The organism is Nissabacter archeti, assembly GCF_018257325.1.
GTDB lineage: Bacteria > Pseudomonadota > Gammaproteobacteria > Enterobacterales > Enterobacteriaceae > Chimaeribacter > Chimaeribacter arupi.
The window spans coordinates 221,654-239,886 of sequence record NZ_JAERKB010000001.1 but is presented as its reverse complement, the minus strand read 5'-3'; the positions used below and the strand labels follow the sequence as shown (position 1 = coordinate 239,886).

Sequence of the window (18,233 nt, the reverse complement as noted above, 5' to 3'; positions counted from 1 at the left end):
CGGCTGAAAAAAGCGTTGCCGTCGCGCGGCGGCCCGACGCTGTACAGGGGCAGCACAAGATGTGTATAAGCTGGGGGCATAGATAGTGACAACATACTTTTTTCTCTGCTGATGCAGTGGAGAGCTGCAGCCATTGAGACATGGGTGACCGTGCAGAAAACCGGGGAAAAGGGCGTTTCGCCGGCGGGCGGTGTGGAATGCCGGTGGGCGATTGGGCGCGGGACATGCCCGGCGCTCACCTGAGGCGGAAAACTGCCCCTTGCGGGGCAGCAGGATCAGCGCGGCAACCGTTGGGCGCGTAGCAAGGCACAGGCGCTGAGCAGGCTGACGGCCATCAGGTAGTAGCTGGGGGCCAGCGCGGTGCCGGTAGAGGTGATAAGCAGCGTACAGATAAAGGGCGCAAAGCCGCCGAATACCGTCACCGCCACGTTATAGCTGATGGCCATGCCGCTGGCGCGGGTGGCGGCCGGGAAGAGATCGGCCATCAGCGACGGCACGGTGGCAAAGTAAACGGACTTCAACAGCGCCATCCAGCCAATCAGCAGGCAGAGCGACAGCGGCGACACACTGCGCGTCATCAGCCAGAAGCCGGGCCAGACCGTCACCAGCAGCAACAGCAGCGACCCCCACATCAGCGGCAGGCGGCCGATGCGCTCAGCCCACAGGCCCATCAGCGGCGTGACCACCGTCAGGATGATCCCGGCGACCAGCGTGGCGCTGAAGGCAGCCTGGCCGGGCAGGTGCAGGGTTTTGGTGGCATAGGTCGGCACATAGTTGAGCAGGTAGTTCACTGCCGTCGACACCACCATCAGGCCGATGGCAATAAAGAACCGGCCTTTCTGCTCACGCGCCAGCGTTTTCACCGGCGAGGCGGTGCGCGGGGCCTGCGCCGTGGAAGCCGGTTCATGCAGGTGGCGGCGGATGTACAACCCCACCGGGCCAATCAGCAGGCCAAAGGCGAAAGGGATCCGCCAGCCCCACGCCTGAATCTGCGCTTCCGTCAGCCAGGCCGCCAGCCCCAGCCCGAACAGCGACGCCAGTAATGTGCTGGCCCCCTGGGTGGCGAACTGCCAGCTGGCGATAAACGCCCGCCGCTCCGGGAAGTGCTCAACCAGAAAGGCCGTCGAGCTGCCGAATTCGCCGCCGGCGGAAAAGCCCTGGATCAGGCGCGCCAGCAGGACCAGCAGCGGTGCGGCCAGCCCGATGCTCTGGTAAGTCGGCATCACCACAATAATCAGCCCGCCCAGCATCATCAGGCTGATCGACAGCAGCAGCGACGCCTTACGCCCGGCGCGGTCTGCGTAGGCACCCAGCACCACTGCGCCGAGCGGGCGGATCAGGAAGGAGATGCCGAAACTGCCGAAGGCCAGCAGCAGCGACACGGCCGGATCGGCGGCCGGGAAAAACGCATGGGCGATGTAGGCGGCAAAAAAGCCATAGACGGCGATGTCAAACCACTCCAGCGCATTGCCGATGCAGGTGGCAAACAGGGTTTTGTAGAGGCTGGGGCGCGGGGCGCTCAGTGTCAGGGTTGCGCTCATGGTGTCGCCTCCTGCTCGGCAGCCGCAGCCTGGCGCAGCGGGTTGTCCGCTTCGCCCAGCGCCCACAGCAGCTCAACCATGATCTGTAACCCCTCACGCGCCACCGGTTTCAGCAGGTGTTCGTCAGCGGCGTGCTGGCCGCAGGCCGGGTAAGAGTGGGGGATCCACAGCGTCGGCAGGCCCAGGATCTCCGCAAACACCTCATTCGGCAGTGAGCCGCCGAGATTCGGCAGTAACGCCGGTTTTTTGCCGCTGGCGTGCTGCATAATGCCGAGCGCCCAACCCACCAGCGGGTGCGCCGGATCGAGCCGGGTGGCCGGGGTGCCGCGGATCACCTCCACCCCGACGTCCGGGAAACCGGCAGCGTCCAGGTGGGCGCGCAGGTGCCGGGTTAACTGTGTCCAGTCGGTCTCCACCACAAAGCGTAACTGGCAGACGGCGGTGGCCTGCGCCGGGATGGCGTTCATCGGCTGGTGCGGGTTGCCGGTCAGGAAACTGAGCACCTCCAGCGTGTTCCAGCCAAACAGCCGTTCGGCAGGTGTCAGCCCCGGTTCGCCCCAGCCGGTATCGATTTCCGGGTCACCCGGCTGGCCACCGGCCTCCAGTTCACGCAGGATGGCGCGCAGCGCCGGGGTCAGGGCGGGCGGTTTCAGCGCGTCGACCTGCAAGGCGCCGCGGGCATCGACCAGCGCGGCAATCGCATTCGCCAGCCGGGTGCCGGGGTTGCTGAGCACGCCGCCCCAGTTGCCGGAGTGGTAAGCACGGTCGCGCGGCGTCACGCTCAGGCGGAAATTCACACAGCCGCGCGAGCCGAGGAACAGCGTCGGGCGATCGGCGCTCATGCGCGGCCCGTCAGCGGCGATAAACAGATCGGCACGCAGCGCCTCCCAGTGGGCGCGGCAGATCGCCGCCAGCCCCGGCGAGCTGACCTCTTCGCCCATTTCGAACAGCAGTTTGCAGTTAAACCCCAGCCGCCCACCGCGGGCGGCATACACCTGCGCCAGCGCTGCCAGGTTTATGCTGTGCTGGCCTTTATTGTCGGCGGTGCCGCGGCCATACCAGCGGTCACCTTCTTCCACCAGCACCCAGGGGGTCAGGCCGTCGCGCCAGCCTTCTGCATCGCCGGTGACCACATCGCCGTGGCCGTAGCAGAGCAGGGTCGGCAACGCCGGGTCTTCGATGCGCGCTGCAATTAAAAACGGCCGGTTTGCCGCCTCCGGGTTGTCGAGCCATTGCAGGGAAAAGCCCATCTCCGCCAGCGGCGGGGCAATTTCCTGGTTCAGGTAATCGGCCAGCACCGCATCACGATCCTGGCGCTGGCTTTCAGTGGCATAGGCCACGCGGCGGGCCAGGGTGTCGCGGAACGCGCCGCTGTCAAACCAGGCCAATGCCTGGGTTACTGCCTGTTGTGATGTCATGAGGTGCCCTGTCTGCGCGAGTGATAATTGGAGAGGTCTTATTGTTGTGCCTCTCCATCTAAGCCAATCGCGAGGGTTGCCACAATAATAATAATTGCAAGCGCGCGTTGCTTTTATTATAAGGCTCAGGTGCCCGCTTTTGAGGCATGCATCATCCTGGGGCAACCGTATGCACAGCACCGAAATCCGTTATTTTCTGGCCGTCGCCAATTGCGGCTCGCTGGCCGCGGCCAGCCAGCAACTGTTTGTGGCGGTGTCAGCCATCAGCCGCCAGATCCAGCGACTGGAGGCGAAAGTGGGCGCGCCGCTGTTCGAGCGCCATGCGCGGGGGATGGTGTTGAATGATGCCGGGAAGATCCTGGAGAACCATGTACGCAAAAGTATGCGTGACATGGAGTATGCGATGGCGGAAATCCAGGGGTTGCGCGCGGTGCGCCGCACGTTGATCCGGGTCATCGGCACTGACGGCATGGCGTTTGACCTGCTGCCCACGTTGCTGACGCGGTTCCGGGCGCAGACGCCCTCCGTCACGTTTCACCTGATGGTCAGCCCGGCGGCGGAGGTGTCAGAGGCGTTACGCAACGGCGAGGCAGATGTGGCGTTACAGTTCTGCCTGACGCCGGAACGCGGGGTGGAAGTGGTGGCGGCGTTCCCGGCGCCGGTGCTGCTGGTGATGCGCCCGGACCACCCGCTGGCACAGGGGCCGGTGGATCTCGCCAGCCTGCACCCTTATCCGCTGGCGCTGCCGGAACCGGGCACCACCATCCGCCAGTTGTTTGATCTCTCCTGCCGCATGAGCGGCACTTTCCTGGAGCCGACCCTCAGCTGCAATAATTTCTCGGCGCTTTACCAGTTCATGCTCAACACGCCGCAGGCGATCACCGCCTGCAGCCACTTCTCGCTGCTGTTCCGCGCCCGGCAGGACGGCGTGCGGCTGCGTGACCTGCAGATAGGCCAGCTCAGCCAGCGCACGTTACAGATCCAGGCGCAGGCCGGCACCCGCCCGTCGGCGGCACTCACGCTGTTTCTGGCGTTCCTGCGGGAGGAAATCGGCGCAAAGAGCGCCGCCTTCCAACACGATTTCGGCCTGGCGTAAGGCTCAGCGCTGCCAGGCGCGCACCTGCCAGCCGCTGCGGCTGGCCAGCGCATGCAGCTCCGGCGTTGGGTTGATGACGCTGGCATGGTCCACCCGCTCCAGCAGCGCCCGGTCATGGATCGAGTCACTGTAGCCGTGCAGCGCCCGGAACGGCTCGCCGCCCCAGCCCGCCAGCCAGTGCTCCACCCGTTGCGCGTGGTCATGGTGCGCGGTGGCGGGGTGGGGCGCGCCGGTAAAGCGGTCATCTTCCACCCCGGCGTCCGGGGCCAGGGCCTGATGCGCGCCCAGCGTCAGGGCAATCGGGCTGACCAGATGGTTGCCGCTGGCGGACAGGATGATGATGTAGTCCCCGCGCTCACGGTGCCAGAGCAGCTGGCGGCGGGCGTCCGGGTAGATGCGCGGCAGGATGTCACGCTGGATAAAGCGATCCACCCAGCCGGAGACGGTGCGGCAACTCAGCCCGGCCAGGGGGGAGAGCGTCACCAGCCGGTAATCTTCTCCGGCCAGCGCCCCGCGCCGCGCTTTCTCCAGCAACACCGGCTGCTGGCGCACCAGTTCAGCCGGGGCAAACCCCTGGGACACCAGCCAGCGCAACCACAGGGTGGCGCTATCCTCACACAGCAACGTCTCGTCAAGATCAAACAGGGCTAAATCCATGATGTGTCTCCGGGTCAGCGTGGGCTTCTCACAGCGTAGCCGCCAGGCACCGCTGCGTCAGGGAGACTCAGGCTAAATCAGAAAAGTGACACCCAGACGACAGCGCCGGGTCAGCCCTGGCCGTGCCAGCGGTTCCAGAGCTGGATCAGCAGCCAGGCCGCGACCACCCAGCAGCCCACCGCCGCCAGCAGCGCCGGCTGCAGCCGAAAAACCCCCAGCAAAAACCAGAGCGACACCAGGTAAACCAGGTAAGGGATCACTGCCCAGATGCCGAAAATAATCGTGGTGCGCAGCGCCTCAACCGACCGTTCACTGCCGACGATGTAATGGGCAATCAGCGCAAAGGTCGGAAACAGCGGCACCAGCCCGGCGATGTAGTAATTTTTGGTCTTCGATAACATACCGATCAGCACCACCACCAACGCCCCGATGGCGGCCTTCAGAAAGAGTCCCATAACCTGTTCAATCCCTGGGCAAAAGAGCCACACCATGCCGCAGCGCAGCGGCCGGGTCAATCCTGTGCTGTATGGGGCCGGGTAAGATCGCGTGAATTTGCGTTAAGAAACGTGCGGAGGATGAAAACTTTACATAGAGAAGGTTTATCAGCGGGTGAAAAAAATGCTAGGTTTGCACCACAGGTACAACACGATCTGATTGAAAGAGTGCGAATTTTCACTTGTCTGAATGGAAACGCTGATCCGCTGATGAACAACTCTCTCCGACTCTCCCTGCGCGCCGCCACCGGTGCCGGCACGCTGGTGCTGTGGCTTGCCGCCGTTCCCGCCGTGGCCGCTGATGCCCCGGTCGCCCCGCAAATCAATGCCAAGGCTTATGTGCTGATGGATTACCACAGCGGCAAGATCCTGGCACAGTCCAACCCCGATACCCGCCTCGATCCGGCCAGCCTGACCAAAATCATGTCCAGTTACGTGATCGGCCAGTCGATCAAGGCGAAAAAGATCACGCCGGATGACATGGTCACGGTGGGCAAAGATGCCTGGGCCACCGGCAACCCGGCGCTGCGCGGGTCGTCACTGATGTTCCTGAAACCCGGCGACCGCGTGCCGGTGTCGGAGCTGAACAAGGGGATTGTGATCCAGTCCGGTAACGATGCCAGCATTGCGCTGGCGGACTACGTGGCCGGCAGCCAGGACGCGTTTGTGCGGCTGATGAACACCTATTCGCAGGCGCTGGGGTTACAGAATACCCATTTCCTGACGGTGCACGGGCTGGATGCGGAAGGGCAGTACAGCACCGCCCGCGACATGGCGCTGCTGACCCAGGCGATGATCCGCGACACGCCGGACGAATACGCGCTGCACAAAGAGAAAGAGTTCACCTTTAACCGCATCCGCCAGGTAAACCGCAACCGCCTGTTGTGGAGCACTAACCTGAATGTGGATGGCGTGAAAACCGGCTATACCTCCGGGGCCGGGTATAACCTGGTGTCATCCGCCACCGACAACGGGATGCGGCTGATTTCCGTGGTGCTGGGCGCGCCGAGTGACAGCATCCGTTTCAATGAGAGCCAGACGCTGCTGACCTGGGGCTTCCGCTTCTATGAAACCGCGACGCCGATCAAAGCGGACGCGCCGTTCGTCAGCCAGCGGGTCTGGTTCGGGGATGCCAATGAAGTGCCGCTCGGCGTGGCGCAGGATGCCGCCATCACCATTCCGCGCGGCGAGATGAAGAACCTCAAAGCCAGTTTCAAGCTCAATGATCCGCAACTGAAAGCGCCGCTGGCGAAAAACCAGGTGGTCGGCACCATCAATTTTGAGCTGAATGGTAAAGTGGTGGAGCAGCGGCCGCTGGTGGCGCTGACCGAGGTCAAAGAAGGCGGCTTTATCAGCCGCCTGTGGGACCGGGTGATGATGCAACTGAGCAGCTGGTTCAGCGGCTGGTTCGGGGATAAAGACAAGGCCTGAGGGCCGGAATAAAAAAAGAGCGCCGCGGCGCTCTTTTTTGTTGCCTGGTTTTTATCGCAGGCGCTTAGCCGAACAGGCTGTAAAGGATGGCGGAGATCGCCACCAGCCCCATCAGCACCACAAACACGTTGCTGGCAGCACCGCTGTATTTGCGCATTGCCGGGACTTTCTGGATGGCGTACATCGGCATCAGGAACAGCAGCATGGCGATCACCGGGCCGCCCAGCGTTTCGATCATCCCCAGGATGCTGGGGTTCAAGGTGGCCACAATCCAGGTGGTCACCAGCATAAACAGCGCGGTCACACGGTTCAGGCGGCTCACCGGCACGGTTTTGCCGCGGCTGCGCAAGGATTTGATCATCAGCCCGTTGAACCCTTCCCGCGCGCCGAGGTAGTGGCCGAGGAACGATTTGGTGATGGCGACAAAGGCGATAAACGGCGCCAGGTACTCGATCATCGGGTTATGGAAGTGGTTCGCCAGATAAGAGAGGATGGAGATGTTCTGCGCTTTGGCCGCCATCAGATCGGCCGGTGAGAGGCTCAGCACGCAGCTGAAGACAAAGAACATCACCGTGGCGACCATCATCAGGTGGCTGCGCGCCAGAATCGAGGCGCATTTGCGTTCGGCACCCTCGCCATATTCGTTGCGCTTGGCAACCGCAAACGCGGAGATGATCGGCGAATGGTTGAAGGCAAACACCATCACCGGGATCGCCAGCCACAGGGTCATCAGCAGGCCGTTGCTGCCTTCAGCCGCCGAGAAGCTGACGTTCTGGAACAGGGCGGTGCTCCAGTTGGGGATCAGGTACAGGGCCAGCAACATCAGGATGGCCACGAACGGGAACACCAGGATGCTCATCGCCCGCACGATGAAGTGTTCGCCAAAGCGCACAATGGTCATCAGCCCGACGATCAGGATCAGCGCCAGCAGCGCGCGCGGCGGGGCGGTCATCTGCAGCTGGTGGGTGATGAAGCTCTCCACGGTGTTGGTGATCGCGACACTGTAGACCAGCAAAATCGGGTAGATGGCGAAGAAATAGAGCAGGGTGATCAGTTTACCCGCGCCGGTGCCGAAATGTTCTTCCACCACTTCGGTGATGTCTTCACCCGGATTTTTGCCGGACAGCACAAAGCGGCACAGGCCGCGGTGGGCGTAGTAGGTCATCGGGAAGGCCAGCAGCGCCATGATCACCAGCGGGATCAGGCCGCCAACCCCGGCATTGATCGGCAGGAACAGCACACCGGCCCCGATGGCGGTGCCGTACAGGCCGAGCATCCACATGGTGTCAGTTTTGCGCCAACCCTGCCCGCTGTCGGCAGGGGAAATGATCGTACCCGTTTGTGTAGTGTCCATAGTGCCTCCGCGTGAACACGTTAAGAGAAAGCCGGCCTTCCGGCACCCGCCCGCCTGCTGGCGAAACTGGTTAAAAAATATTCTTTTGATAACCGGCAATTTTGCCCGTTTTTGTCCCGCATCATGCCGCCATCCCCGGTGGGAGACAAGAGCATGACCCTGAATGCGATATTTTCTCCTGATATTCGTTCTCTCAGGGAATCAGAGCGCGCCACAATAGCGATCCTTGGTGAAAACATCCGTGATCGTTCTCGCAAATGCACCATAAGAGGTTTCTTAGCTTGCTTTGGCGAAATATTGTGCTGCAAGGTCGCTTTTTAAGCAGGAGAAGCCACTGCCGCCCGTCTCGGGGCAGCAGCATAACCAACAACGCAATCGTTTGCTATAGCGGGGCGGGCGGTTACGGCGCTGTTTGCCGCCTTTTTAGGCAGCCGGGCAGAACAGGGGGATCAGCTCAGTAACGTGATGTTCTGTGCGTGGAAATAACGTAAAAAAGCGGGGTCAGGCGGGCGGTTGGTAATAATTGTATCAAACAGCGTCAAATCGCCGATGCGGGCCGGTTTCACCTGGCCGAATTTGGTATGGTCACAGACTAAAATACGCTGGCCGGCCCCGCTCAGGGCGCGATGTTTCATCTCAATTTCATCAAAATTGAAACAACTGGCACCATGCTCCAGGTGGATGCCGGCGGCGGAGATAAACGCCTTGTTCGGGCAGATGTTATCCAGTAGGTTGTGGCCCGCCAGCGGGGTGAAAATGTAGCTGTCCGGCCGGAACTCGCCCCCGCACAGCACCACTTTGCACCGCGGTTTATCCTGCAACGCCAGGAAGGTATTGAGCGAATAACAGACGGCGGTGAACGGCAGATCCTCATCAATCGCTTCGATGATATAGGGAATGGTGGTGCCGCAATCAAAAAACAGCGTGTCATTGGCGCTGATCCGTTTTGCCGCCAGCGCACCGACGCGGCGCTTTTCCTCAACCTGGCGCGCCTGCTGGTCAGAGACAAAATAGTTGGTGGCGTTATTGGTTTTCGGGTCAATCACCACGTAGCCGCCCAGCAGCACCACGCTCGCCGGTTGGGCGCTTAGATCACGCCTGATCGTCATCTCTGAGACGCCGAGCAGCATGGCCGCCTCTTTCAGGTGAATTTTATCTGCCCGTTTCAGGGCCTGAACCAGCCGTTGTATCCGTTCTTCGCGTCGCGTTTCCATTCCTGACCTCAAGTCTGTTGCAAGGCTTCCATACTAGCCTCAGATGAAAAAAAACGTGAGGGGGTACGCAGAAAAAAGACCTGCGAACAGGCCTTTTGTGCGATCCGGCGTGTCAGGCACTCAATGCCGCGTCCAGCCTTTGCGGATGGGCAGCGCAAAACAGACACGGTAGAGGCGCTCCAGCGGCGGGGAGAGGGCAGGGCCGAAGAGATTCCAGACCAGCTGGGCAAACAAGCAGCCGATGCCGCCCACCAGCAGGCCGCCCACCATGTCCAGCGGCCAGTGCACCCCGAGGTAAACCCGTGACCAGGCGATCGCGCAGGCAATCACCATCAGCACCATCCCGGACCAGACGCGGTGCCAGCAGAGGAACGCCAGGGCAAAGGTAAACATCGCGGTGCCGTGGTCGCTGGGGAAGGAGTCATCCGGCGCGTGGTGCAGGAAGGTGTAGCCAAAGCCTTCCACAAACGGGCGCGCATGGGGAAACAGCATCGAAATACTGGTGGTGGACGCCATGGCAAAACAGAGTGCAATCAGCGCCTTGCAGGCCAGCGCACGCTGATGGGCAAGGGCGTCCGGCCGCCCCCAGAGCCACAGCCCGACAATCAGCAGCGGCACAATCGCGATCAGATCGCGCGCCAGAAAGGTGGCAAACGCCAGCAGCCAGGCCGGGGAGTCCGGCGTGGCGTTGATCCAGCTGAACAGCTGGTGGTTAAGTTGTTCCATCAGGTCTTCCTTACATGATATCGGCGGTAACCGTCGCTCCACCCAAACACAGCCAATTGGCCAACCCACACCCACCACCCGGCCCACAGGTTGTGGGTGAAAAAATGCGCGCCGCGCATCACTTGTCCGTAGCCCATCACCAGCCCCAGCACGATGCCCGCCAGCCAGCAGGCCCAGGCAAGCTGCCGCCGCTGCGGGTAAAACAGGAAAAACAGCGCCATGATGCTGAACCCACTGGAAGCATGGCCGCCGGGGAAACAGCGCCCCGGCCCGGGGTTCAGCGGCACGGTGCCCAGCAGGGGGTAACCCTGCGCCTGTCCGCCAAACGCCTGTAAATCCCAGGGGCAGGCGTGTGCGCTGGTGGCTTTGAGCACCCCGACCACCAGCGGCCCCACCGCAAACAGCAGCATCACCAGCACCACCCGCGGCTCACGGCGCACCATGCCCCACAGCAGGCCGCCAACCGCACCGGCAATGATCAGCTGCTTCAGCAACCGGTGGTTAATCAGATTCAGCCAGTAGTTCTCCTGCAGCGGAAAATGGCCGCTGCGTGGGTCAAACCACGGCTGGCTGAGGCTTAGGTCAAACTGTTCATGGCGTGACAGCCAGAAAAACAGCAACCCACTGATCAACAGGCCAAAAACCTGTGCACAGTAAAAGCGGGCACTGAGGGAGTAAAGCGGGAAAGTCTTAATCGCAGGCGCTGTTGAGGCGCGATTTAAGTCAGCAGCACGAGGCAGGGAAAATTTCACAACACTATCCGGTGACATGGGTATGTCACCAAACGGTAACCAAAGTGGCTTAAGAGAACCTTAAGTGGGGCGGCCGTAAACAACAGGCAAGAAAAAACCCGGTAGTCTTGAACCTGTAATCAGGCGGGACTATCGGGCTCTCCAAAGTGGGGACATCAAAGAAAAGCAGTGGCATTAAGTCAGACTGTACTGCCTAAAATAAGTTCGCCGTGTGCCGCTCTTTTTTGAGAAAATTATTGCAATTTATAAACCCCATTATGCATCAACGCATTAGCGCAGGCTTCAGGTGCCGGGCCAGATGATGACAATCAGCGTACCGGCCAGCGTCAGCAGCACGTTGGCGATGGCGTAGGTGCCGGCATAGCCCAGCGCCGGGATGTTGCTGCGCGCGGTGTCGCTGATGATCTCCATCGCCGGGGCGCAGGTGCGCGCGCCCATCAGCGCGCCGAACAGCAGCGCGCGGTTCATGCGCAGCACGTAGGCACCGAACAGGAAGCAGAGCACCACCGGCACCAGGCTGACCACCAGCCCGGCCAGCAGCATCTGGCCGCCGACCATACCCAGCCCGTGGGTAATGCCGCTGCCGGCGCTGAGGCCCACGCCGGCCATAAAGACCATCAGGCCGAACTCTTTCACCATGTTCAGCGCCCCCTGCGGGATATAGCCGAACGTCGGGTGGTTGGCACGCAAAAAGCCAAGCAGGATCCCGGCAAACAGCAGGCCGGCGGCATTGCCGATGCCGAAGGAGAAGTTTTTGAACTGGAAGGTGATCATGCCGATCATCAGGCCGATGATAAAGAAGGCGCAGAACGCCAGCAGATCGGTGACCTGGCTGTGAATCGAGATAAAGCCAATCCGCTCCGCCACGCTTTTCACCCGGCGTGCATCGCCGCTGACCTGCAACACGTCACCTTTGTTCAGCACCGTGCTGTCGTCGATCGGCATCTCAATCTGGCTGCGGATCACCCGGTTCAGGAAACAGCCGTGGTCAGTGAGCTGGATCTGGCTCAGCCGCTTGCCGACCGCGTTATTGTTCTTCACCACGATCTCTTCCGTGACGATGCGCATGTCGAGCAGGTCACGGTCAAACACCTCTTTGCCGTTGCGGAAACTCGGGTCAAGCCGCGCATGGGCGTCCGGGTAGCCCACCAGCGCGATTTCATCCCCCACCTGCAACACGGCGTCACCGTCCGGCGTGGCCAGAATGCCGTTGCGGCGGATGCGCTCAATGTAACAGCCGGTCTGGCGGTAGATGCCCAGTTCCCGCAGGTTTTTGCCGTCGGCCCAGGCCACCAGCTCCGGGCCGACGCGGTACGCGCGGATCACCGGCAAATAGACTTTGCGCTGGCTGTCGGTGTCCAGCCCGCGTTCACGGGCGATCTGCTGGGCGCTGGTCGGCAGATCCTGATGCTGGAGTTTCGGCAGATAGCGGGCGCCGAAGATCAGGCTCACCAGCCCGATCAGGTAGGTGAGGGCGTAACCGAGGCTGAGGTTGTTTTGCGCCACCGCCAGTTGCGGGCCGCTGCCGAGCGTGTTGCGCAGGGTATCCCCCGCGCCCACCAGCACCGGGGTCGAGGTCATGGAGCCGGCCAGCATCCCCGCCGTCAGGCCGATGTCCCAGCCAAACAGCCTTCCCAGCCCCAGCGCGATCAGCATCGCGCTGAACACCATCACCAGCGCCAGCATTAAATAATTTTTACCATCGCGGAAAAAGATCGAGAAAAAGTTAGGCCCGGCTTCCACCCCGACACAAAAAATAAACAGCATAAAGCCAAGGCTCAGCGCTTCGGTATTAATGGCAAAGTGCTGCTGCCCCAGGATCAGGGAAACCACTAATACGCCGATGGAATTTCCCAGCTGGACCGAACCAAGCCGCAGCTTGCCCAGACATAAACCGAGTGCCAGAACCACAAAGAGCAACAGGACATAATTCCCGTTTAACAAATTAGAGACGTTTATGTTCACGTGGGTTAACTTATTGTTTACCAACAAATTCTTGATATGGGTGGGTTATCGATATAAATTCAGCAGCATTATATTTGAAGCGGACAGCAAAAGCGTCAGGGGATCGTTTCCTTCCATGACAACGCGATGATGCGCGACATTTTAGCGTTAAGCCCGCCGTTCAGCCAGATAAAAGCCGGTAAAATCCGGCCCTTCAACGGTTTTATCTTGTGGCCCCGCCACGTCATTCATACAGGGAAAAGTAGTCACGCACTCCATACCGGGAGGATGCCGCTGCGTGCTCAGCACAGGCATCGCCGGAAGGGGTTCAGGGAGTCAATGGAGGATGCGTATGGCGCATGTTCGAGAAAAATATGGCGTGCCGGTCTGCTGCCTGCTGTTTCTGGCCATTTTTATTATGTTGAAAACCGAGCTGATTGTGATGCGCAACTTCACACCCGGCCCGGAGTATGGCCTGTTGCTGTTTATGCTGCCGGGCATGGTGACCACGTCGCTGGTGGGGCGTAACGGCCTGTCGGCCGCCTTTTTCGGGGCGGTGCTGGCCATTCCGTTGTGCTACCTGATCCGGATGCTGTTTTTTGTCAGGGTGCGCGCGTTGTGGCAGGAGATAGCCTACGCGGCCAGCGCGATTTTCTGGTGTGTGCTGGGCGCGTTGCTCTTTATGCTGCTCCAGGCGCTGTGGCAGCACTGGCGCCGCCGGGGGATCTGAAAAAAAACCATGAAAAAAGGCGCTCAGTGAGCGCCTTTTTGCTGCATAAGCCGGTAAAAGATTACTGGAACAGGGCCAGGTTTTCTTTTGCGTACGCTTCGAAATCAGTGCAACCGCCGATGTGTTTCTGATCCAGGAAGATCTGCGGCACGGTTTCAACCGGTTTGCCCACGGTCTTCTCCAGGTCGGCTTTGGTAATGCCTTCCGCGTGGATGTCAACGTAACGGAAGTTGAAATCATCACGTTCTTCGGTGAGTTTTTCAGCCAGCTCTTTAGCACGGACACAGTACGGACAGCCCGGACGCCCAAAAATAACTGCAAACATGGAAACTCCTTAGTTAACGTGCCTGTAAAGGACTTGAGAATAAACCATCACTCATGTGCCGGGCTGCGCAGCCTGAAAATGAAACAGCGTGGCGTTGCATAAAAAGTGTTACCCGGCGCATGACATTTTGTTGTTGGCGCTACTATGCCGGTCACGCGGCCGAAACAAAAGCAGGAATTACCTGTTAATCTGATTAATTCTGCCTATCGGATGCGGCCACGGCGTGCCGGTGCCCACAGGGAGCCTGTTGTGAAAATTGCCATTCTCTCGCGCGATGCCACGCTCTATTCCAGCCGCCGCCTGCATGAGGCGGCTGTCAGCCGCGGCCATGACGCCGAGGTTATCGATCCCCTGGCGTGCTCGATGAACATCAACCCGGCCGCGCCCGCCCTGTATTATCAGAAGCGGGCACTCACCGGCTACCAGGCGGTGATCCCGCGGGTGGGCCCGGCGACCACCCCCTATGGCCTGGCGGTGCTGCGCCAGTTCGAAATGCTGGGCAGTTTTCCGCTCAATCACGCGGCCGCGATTGCCCGTGCGCGGGACAAACTCTGCACGTTGCAGCTCCTGGCCCGGCAGGGCATCGGGCTGCCGGTTACCGGTTTTGCACATTCACCGGACGATACCGATGACTTGATCGCGTTAGTCGGCGGGGCGCCGCTGGTGGTTAAATTGATGGAAGGTTCCCAGGGCATCGGTGTGGTGCTGGCCGATACCCGCCAGGCGGCGCAAAGCGTGATTGAGGCCTTCCGCGGCCTGACTGTGCCTGTGCTGGTGCAGGCGTTCATCCGTGAGGCGCAAGGGTGCGACATCCGCTGCCTGGTGATTGGCCGCGACGTGGTAGCGGCCATGATGCGCCGGGCGCAGCCCGGTGAATTCCGCGCCAACCTGCACCGGGGCGGCATCGCCTGCCCGGTGACCCTCAGTGCCGCCGAACGCGCCATCGCGGTAAAAGCCGCCGCCACGCTGGGGCTGGAGGTGGCCGGGGTTGACATCCTGCGTGCTGACAGCGGCCCGTTGGTGATTGAAGTCAACGCCTCGCCGGGGCTGGAGGGCATTGAGGCCACCACCGGCCTCGACATCGCCGGCATGATGATCGCCCGGATTGAGCAGCGCCTCTTAAGCGGCGACCGGCTGAAATCCGGCGGTTAAATCTGAAACCCATCGCCCGCGATGTGATTGTGCATGGCGTTGCGGCGGATTATTCCGTAAGCTATGCCACTTTTCCCATCTCCGTAACCCGTGAGGCAGACTAATTATGGATTCACTCACCATCCCCGATCTGGCGCAACTGCGCCGCTGGCTGGATCAATTGGGGATATCGTTCTTTGAGTGCGATTCCTGTCAGGCTCTCCATCTGCCGCATATGCAGAATTTTGATGGCGTTTTCGATGCCAAGATCGATTTGGTGGATAACGTGATTTTGTTCTCAGCGTTGGCAGAAGTGAAGCCGACCGCACTGATCCCGCTGTTCGCTGACCTGAGCCAGATTAACGCCAGCTCGCTGTCAGCCAAGGCGTTTATCGATATTCAGGATGACAACCTGCCGAAGCTGATTGTCTGCCAGTCACTGAGCGTGATGGTCGGCGTGACGCTTGCGCAATTCAGCAGCTTTATGCAGCAGAGCGAGGAGCAGGTCTCGATGATCATCCTGGAAGCCCGTGCCAATGACCTGCTGTTTTTAGGCGAAGAGGATGACAACGCGCCGCCGGTTGAGATCCTCCACCGCCTGCACTGATCCCGCCTCCCTTTTTTGCCGCTTCCCCGGCGGCAAATCTTCCCGCCCCTTGCTTTTTCGCTGTTTTATTCTGCGTTTTCCCCTTTATTGCCGGATATTTCTCGCCGTTTATCGTGTACCCGGCGTATCACATAGACAAAAAATGCATAAAAATTCGATAAAAGGCGTTTTTTACGCTGGGCTATGGTGTGACGCGGCAACAGGGGTTATGCTTCTGGTTCTGTGTAGGGCCTGCGATACCCCTGAAAAACCAAGCGGTTAATCCCGTGATGGGCAACCCCCTGCCGTATGCATGGCTATGCAACGGTGTGGGCAGCAACGGCGCTAGGTCAGGAAAGGTGTTGTATCTCCGTGAGATACACGTTTATTTCGATGATTTTCCCTGTTCTGGAAGGAGTTACGGATGGTTATCCCGCGTAAAAACTGGTTATCAGGCCTGGTTGCCGGCCTGCTGATGGCGGCCTCCGTTTCCGCTGTGGCGGAAGAAAAAACGCTGCATGTGTACAACTGGTCTGACTATATCGCGCCCGACACCTTAGCCAATTTCCAGAAAGAGACCGGCATCAAGGTGGTGTATGACGTCTTCGACTCCAATGAGGTGCTGGAAGGCAAACTCATGGCCGGCAGCACCGGCTTTGACCTGGTGGTACCGTCCGCCAGCTTCCTGGAGCGCCAGCTGGGCGCAGGCGTGTTCCAGCCGCTCGACAAGAGCAAGTTGCCGAACTACAAAAACCTCGACCCTGAGCTGCTGAAGCTGGTGGCGAAGCACGACCCGGACAACAAATACGCCATCCCGTACCTGTGGGCCACCACCGGCATCGGCTACAACGTGGAGAAAGTCAAAGCCGCGCTGGGCACCGATGCCCCGGTCAACAGCTGGGACCTGGTGCTGAAGCCGGAAAACCTCGAGAAGCTGAAAAGCTGCGGCGTGTCATTCCTGGATGCGCCGGAAGAGATCTTCGCCACGGTGCTGAACTACCTCGGCAAAGATCCGAACAGCAGCACCGCCACGGACTACAGCGGCGCGGCCACCGATCTGCTGCTGAAACTGCGGCCGAACATCCGTTACTTCCACTCGTCGCAATACATCAACGATCTGGCGAACGGCGACATCTGCGTGGCGGTCGGCTGGGCAGGGGATGTAATGCAGGCAGCCAACCGCGCCAAAGAGGCGAAAAACAACGTGAATGTGGCCTACAGCATCCCGAAAGAGGGCGCGCTGGCCTTCTTTGACGTCCTGGCCATGCCGGCAGACGCCAAAAACAAAGAGGAAGCCTACCAGTTCCTCAACTACCTGATGAAGCCGGACGTAATGGCGAACATCAGTAACACCGTGTATTACGCCAGCGGCAACCTGGCGGCTACCCCGCTGGTGAATGCCGACGTGCGTAACAACCCCGGCATCTACCCGCCGGAGGACGTGCGCGCCAAGATGTTTACTCTGAAGGTGCAGGAGCCGAAGATTGACCGCGTGCGTACCCGTGCCTGGACCAGGGTAAAGAGCGGTAAATAAGCCGCCCCCTGTTGCCCCGCACGCCGGGGCATTGACCTCCCTGACCCTGATCCGACAGGCGGTTTCACGACCGCCTGTTATTCTTATAGAAAGTGATAATTGACAGCGCTGCATACACAGCATGCAGCATTGACCCGCTTTTGCCGGAGAACACACTGAGTGAATGACGCGATTCCCCGCCCTCAGCCCAAGACCCAGAAAGTTGTGACGCCACTGCTTGAGATCCGTAACCTGACCAAATCCTTCGACGGCCAGGCTGCGGTAGATGACGTCAGCCTGACCATTTACAAAGGCGAGATTTTTGCCCTGCTGGGCGCTTCCGGCTGCGGCAAATCCACGCTGCTGCGGATGCTGGCCGGTTTTGAAACGCCGACCCACGGCCAGATCGTGCTGGACGGCCAGGACCTGTCACACGTGCCGCCTTACCAGCGGCCGATTAACATGATGTTCCAGTCCTACGCGCTGTTCCCGCACATGACGGTGGAGCAGAACATCGCGTTCGGCCTCAAGCAGGACAAGCTGCCCGGCGCTGACATCAAAGCGCGCGTCGCCGAAATGCTGACGCTGGTGCACATGGAAGAGTACGCCAAACGCAAGCCGCACCAGCTCTCCGGCGGCCAGCGCCAGCGTGTCGCGCTGGCCCGCAGCCTGGCGAAACGGCCGAAACTGCTGCTGCTCGATGAGCCGATGGGCGCGCTCGACAAAAAATTGCGTGACCGGATGCAGCTGGAAGTGGTGGACATCCTGGAGCGCGTCGGCGCCACCTGCGTGATGGTAACCCATGACCAGGAAGAGGCGATGACCATGGCCGGGCGCATTGCCATCATGAACCGCGGCAAATTCGTGCAGATTGGCGAGCCGGAGGAGATCTACGAGCACCCCAACACCCGTTTCAGCGCCGAATTCATCGGCTCCGTCAACGTGTTCGAGGGCGTGTTGCAGGAGCGGCGCGACGATGCGCTGGTGATCGCCAGCCCCGGCCTTATCCACCCGTTGCAGGTGGACCCGGATGCCTCGGTGGTAGACGGCGTGCCGGTGTTTGTGGCGCTGCGCCCGGAGAAAATCGGCCTGTGTGACGAGGTGCCGGCCAACGGCTGCAACTTCGCGGTGGGGGAGGTGGTGAATATCGCTTACCTCGGCGACCTGTCGATTTACCATGTGCGGCTGCACAGCGGCCAGATGATCACCGCCCAGCTGCAAAACGATCACCGCTACCGCAAAGGTATGCCTACCTGGGGCGATGAAGTGCGCCTCTGCTGGGACGCGGACAGCTGTGTTGTGCTGACGGCCTGATCAGGAG

At 60.6% G+C, this 18,233-nt stretch carries 17 protein-coding genes; 7 read left to right on the top strand and 10 right to left on the bottom strand.

Annotated elements, in window-relative coordinates:
- Positions 1-275: 275 nt before the first annotated feature.
- Both JK232_RS01015 and JK232_RS01010 read right to left on the bottom strand, forming a co-directional pair.
- Entirely contained in the window at positions 276-1,541 is a 1,266-nt protein-coding gene (locus JK232_RS01015; protein ID WP_072928493.1) for an MFS transporter, read from the bottom strand.
- Complete coding sequence (locus JK232_RS01010; RefSeq protein WP_212588659.1) at positions 1,538-2,959, bottom strand: M20 family metallopeptidase; 1,422 nt, start codon at positions 2,957-2,959, stop codon at positions 1,538-1,540. Before JK232_RS01010 ends, JK232_RS01015 begins: the two co-directional genes overlap by 4 nt.
- Positions 2,960-3,128: 169 nt before the next feature.
- On the opposite strand from JK232_RS01010, the gene JK232_RS01005 reads away from it, so the two are divergent.
- Positions 3,129-4,055 (top strand): LysR family transcriptional regulator, encoded by a 927-nt coding sequence (locus tag JK232_RS01005; protein WP_072928495.1) that lies wholly within the window; start codon positions 3,129-3,131, stop codon positions 4,053-4,055.
- Between the two features lie 3 nt (positions 4,056-4,058).
- On the opposite strand, the gene JK232_RS01000 is transcribed toward JK232_RS01005, so the two are convergent.
- The gene (locus JK232_RS01000; RefSeq protein ID WP_072928496.1) at positions 4,059-4,712 is read right to left on the bottom strand and encodes an HAD family hydrolase; all 654 of its coding nucleotides are present in this window, start codon (positions 4,710-4,712) and stop codon (positions 4,059-4,061) included.
- A 110-nt stretch (positions 4,713-4,822) separates the two neighbouring features.
- Positions 4,823-5,167, bottom strand: a complete 345-nt coding sequence (locus tag JK232_RS00995) for a GlpM family protein (RefSeq protein ID WP_212588658.1) — start codon at positions 5,165-5,167, stop codon at positions 4,823-4,825.
- A gap of 249 nt (positions 5,168-5,416) precedes the next feature.
- On the opposite strand from JK232_RS00995, the gene JK232_RS00990 reads away from it, so the two are divergent.
- On the top strand, positions 5,417-6,637 hold the full coding sequence (locus tag JK232_RS00990) for a serine hydrolase (protein ID WP_101828908.1): 1,221 nt from the start codon (positions 5,417-5,419) through the stop codon (positions 6,635-6,637).
- A gap of 64 nt (positions 6,638-6,701) precedes the next feature.
- Here the strand turns inward: JK232_RS00990 and JK232_RS00985 are convergent, their stop codons facing one another.
- The 5 genes from JK232_RS00985 to JK232_RS00965 form a co-directional block, all read right to left on the bottom strand.
- Positions 6,702-7,991 carry an HAAAP family serine/threonine permease gene (locus JK232_RS00985; protein WP_072928499.1) on the bottom strand — a complete coding sequence of 430 codons (1,290 nt, stop codon included), beginning with the start codon at positions 7,989-7,991 and terminating at the stop codon, positions 6,702-6,704.
- Between the two features lie 449 nt (positions 7,992-8,440).
- Positions 8,441-9,205, bottom strand: a complete 765-nt coding sequence (gene deoR, locus JK232_RS00980) for a DNA-binding transcriptional repressor DeoR (RefSeq protein ID WP_072928500.1) — start codon at positions 9,203-9,205, stop codon at positions 8,441-8,443.
- Positions 9,206-9,325: 120 nt separating this feature from the next.
- Entirely contained in the window at positions 9,326-9,931 is a 606-nt protein-coding gene (ybjG, locus tag JK232_RS00975; protein ID WP_101828907.1) for an undecaprenyl-diphosphate phosphatase, read from the bottom strand.
- Positions 9,931-10,701, bottom strand: a complete 771-nt coding sequence (locus tag JK232_RS00970) for a phosphatase PAP2 family protein (RefSeq protein ID WP_101835137.1) — start codon at positions 10,699-10,701, stop codon at positions 9,931-9,933. The genes ybjG and JK232_RS00970 overlap by 1 nt, the downstream gene beginning before the upstream one ends.
- Positions 10,702-10,965: 264 nt before the next feature.
- Positions 10,966-12,648, bottom strand: a complete 1,683-nt coding sequence (locus tag JK232_RS00965; RefSeq protein WP_072928599.1) for an aspartate:alanine antiporter — start codon at positions 12,646-12,648, stop codon at positions 10,966-10,968.
- 331 nt (positions 12,649-12,979) lie between these two features.
- Between JK232_RS00965 and ybjM the strand changes: the two genes are divergently transcribed.
- On the top strand, positions 12,980-13,357 hold the full coding sequence (ybjM, locus tag JK232_RS00960) for an inner membrane protein YbjM (RefSeq protein WP_072928503.1): 378 nt from the start codon (positions 12,980-12,982) through the stop codon (positions 13,355-13,357).
- A gap of 61 nt (positions 13,358-13,418) precedes the next feature.
- Here ybjM and JK232_RS00955 read toward each other — a convergent pair whose 3' ends face one another.
- Complete coding sequence (locus JK232_RS00955) at positions 13,419-13,682, bottom strand: GrxA family glutaredoxin (RefSeq protein ID WP_072928504.1); 264 nt, start codon at positions 13,680-13,682, stop codon at positions 13,419-13,421.
- A 249-nt stretch (positions 13,683-13,931) separates the two neighbouring features.
- On the opposite strand from JK232_RS00955, the gene rimK reads away from it, so the two are divergent.
- The 4 genes from rimK (at position 13,932) to potG (ending at position 18,226) form a co-directional block, all read left to right on the top strand.
- A complete protein-coding gene (gene rimK / locus JK232_RS00950; RefSeq protein WP_072928505.1) occupies positions 13,932-14,834 on the top strand; it encodes a 30S ribosomal protein S6--L-glutamate ligase in 903 nt (300 codons plus the stop codon).
- Positions 14,835-14,940: 106 nt separating this feature from the next.
- A complete protein-coding gene (locus JK232_RS00945; RefSeq protein ID WP_072928506.1) occupies positions 14,941-15,420 on the top strand; it encodes a YbjN domain-containing protein in 480 nt (159 codons plus the stop codon).
- A 403-nt stretch (positions 15,421-15,823) separates the two neighbouring features.
- The gene (potF, locus tag JK232_RS00940) at positions 15,824-16,933 is read left to right on the top strand and encodes a spermidine/putrescine ABC transporter substrate-binding protein PotF (protein WP_072928507.1); all 1,110 of its coding nucleotides are present in this window, start codon (positions 15,824-15,826) and stop codon (positions 16,931-16,933) included.
- 159 nt (positions 16,934-17,092) lie between these two features.
- Positions 17,093-18,226, top strand: coding sequence for a putrescine ABC transporter ATP-binding subunit PotG (potG, locus tag JK232_RS00935; RefSeq protein WP_072928508.1), 1,134 nt, complete (start codon positions 17,093-17,095; stop codon positions 18,224-18,226).
- Positions 18,227-18,233 lie beyond the last annotated feature (7 nt).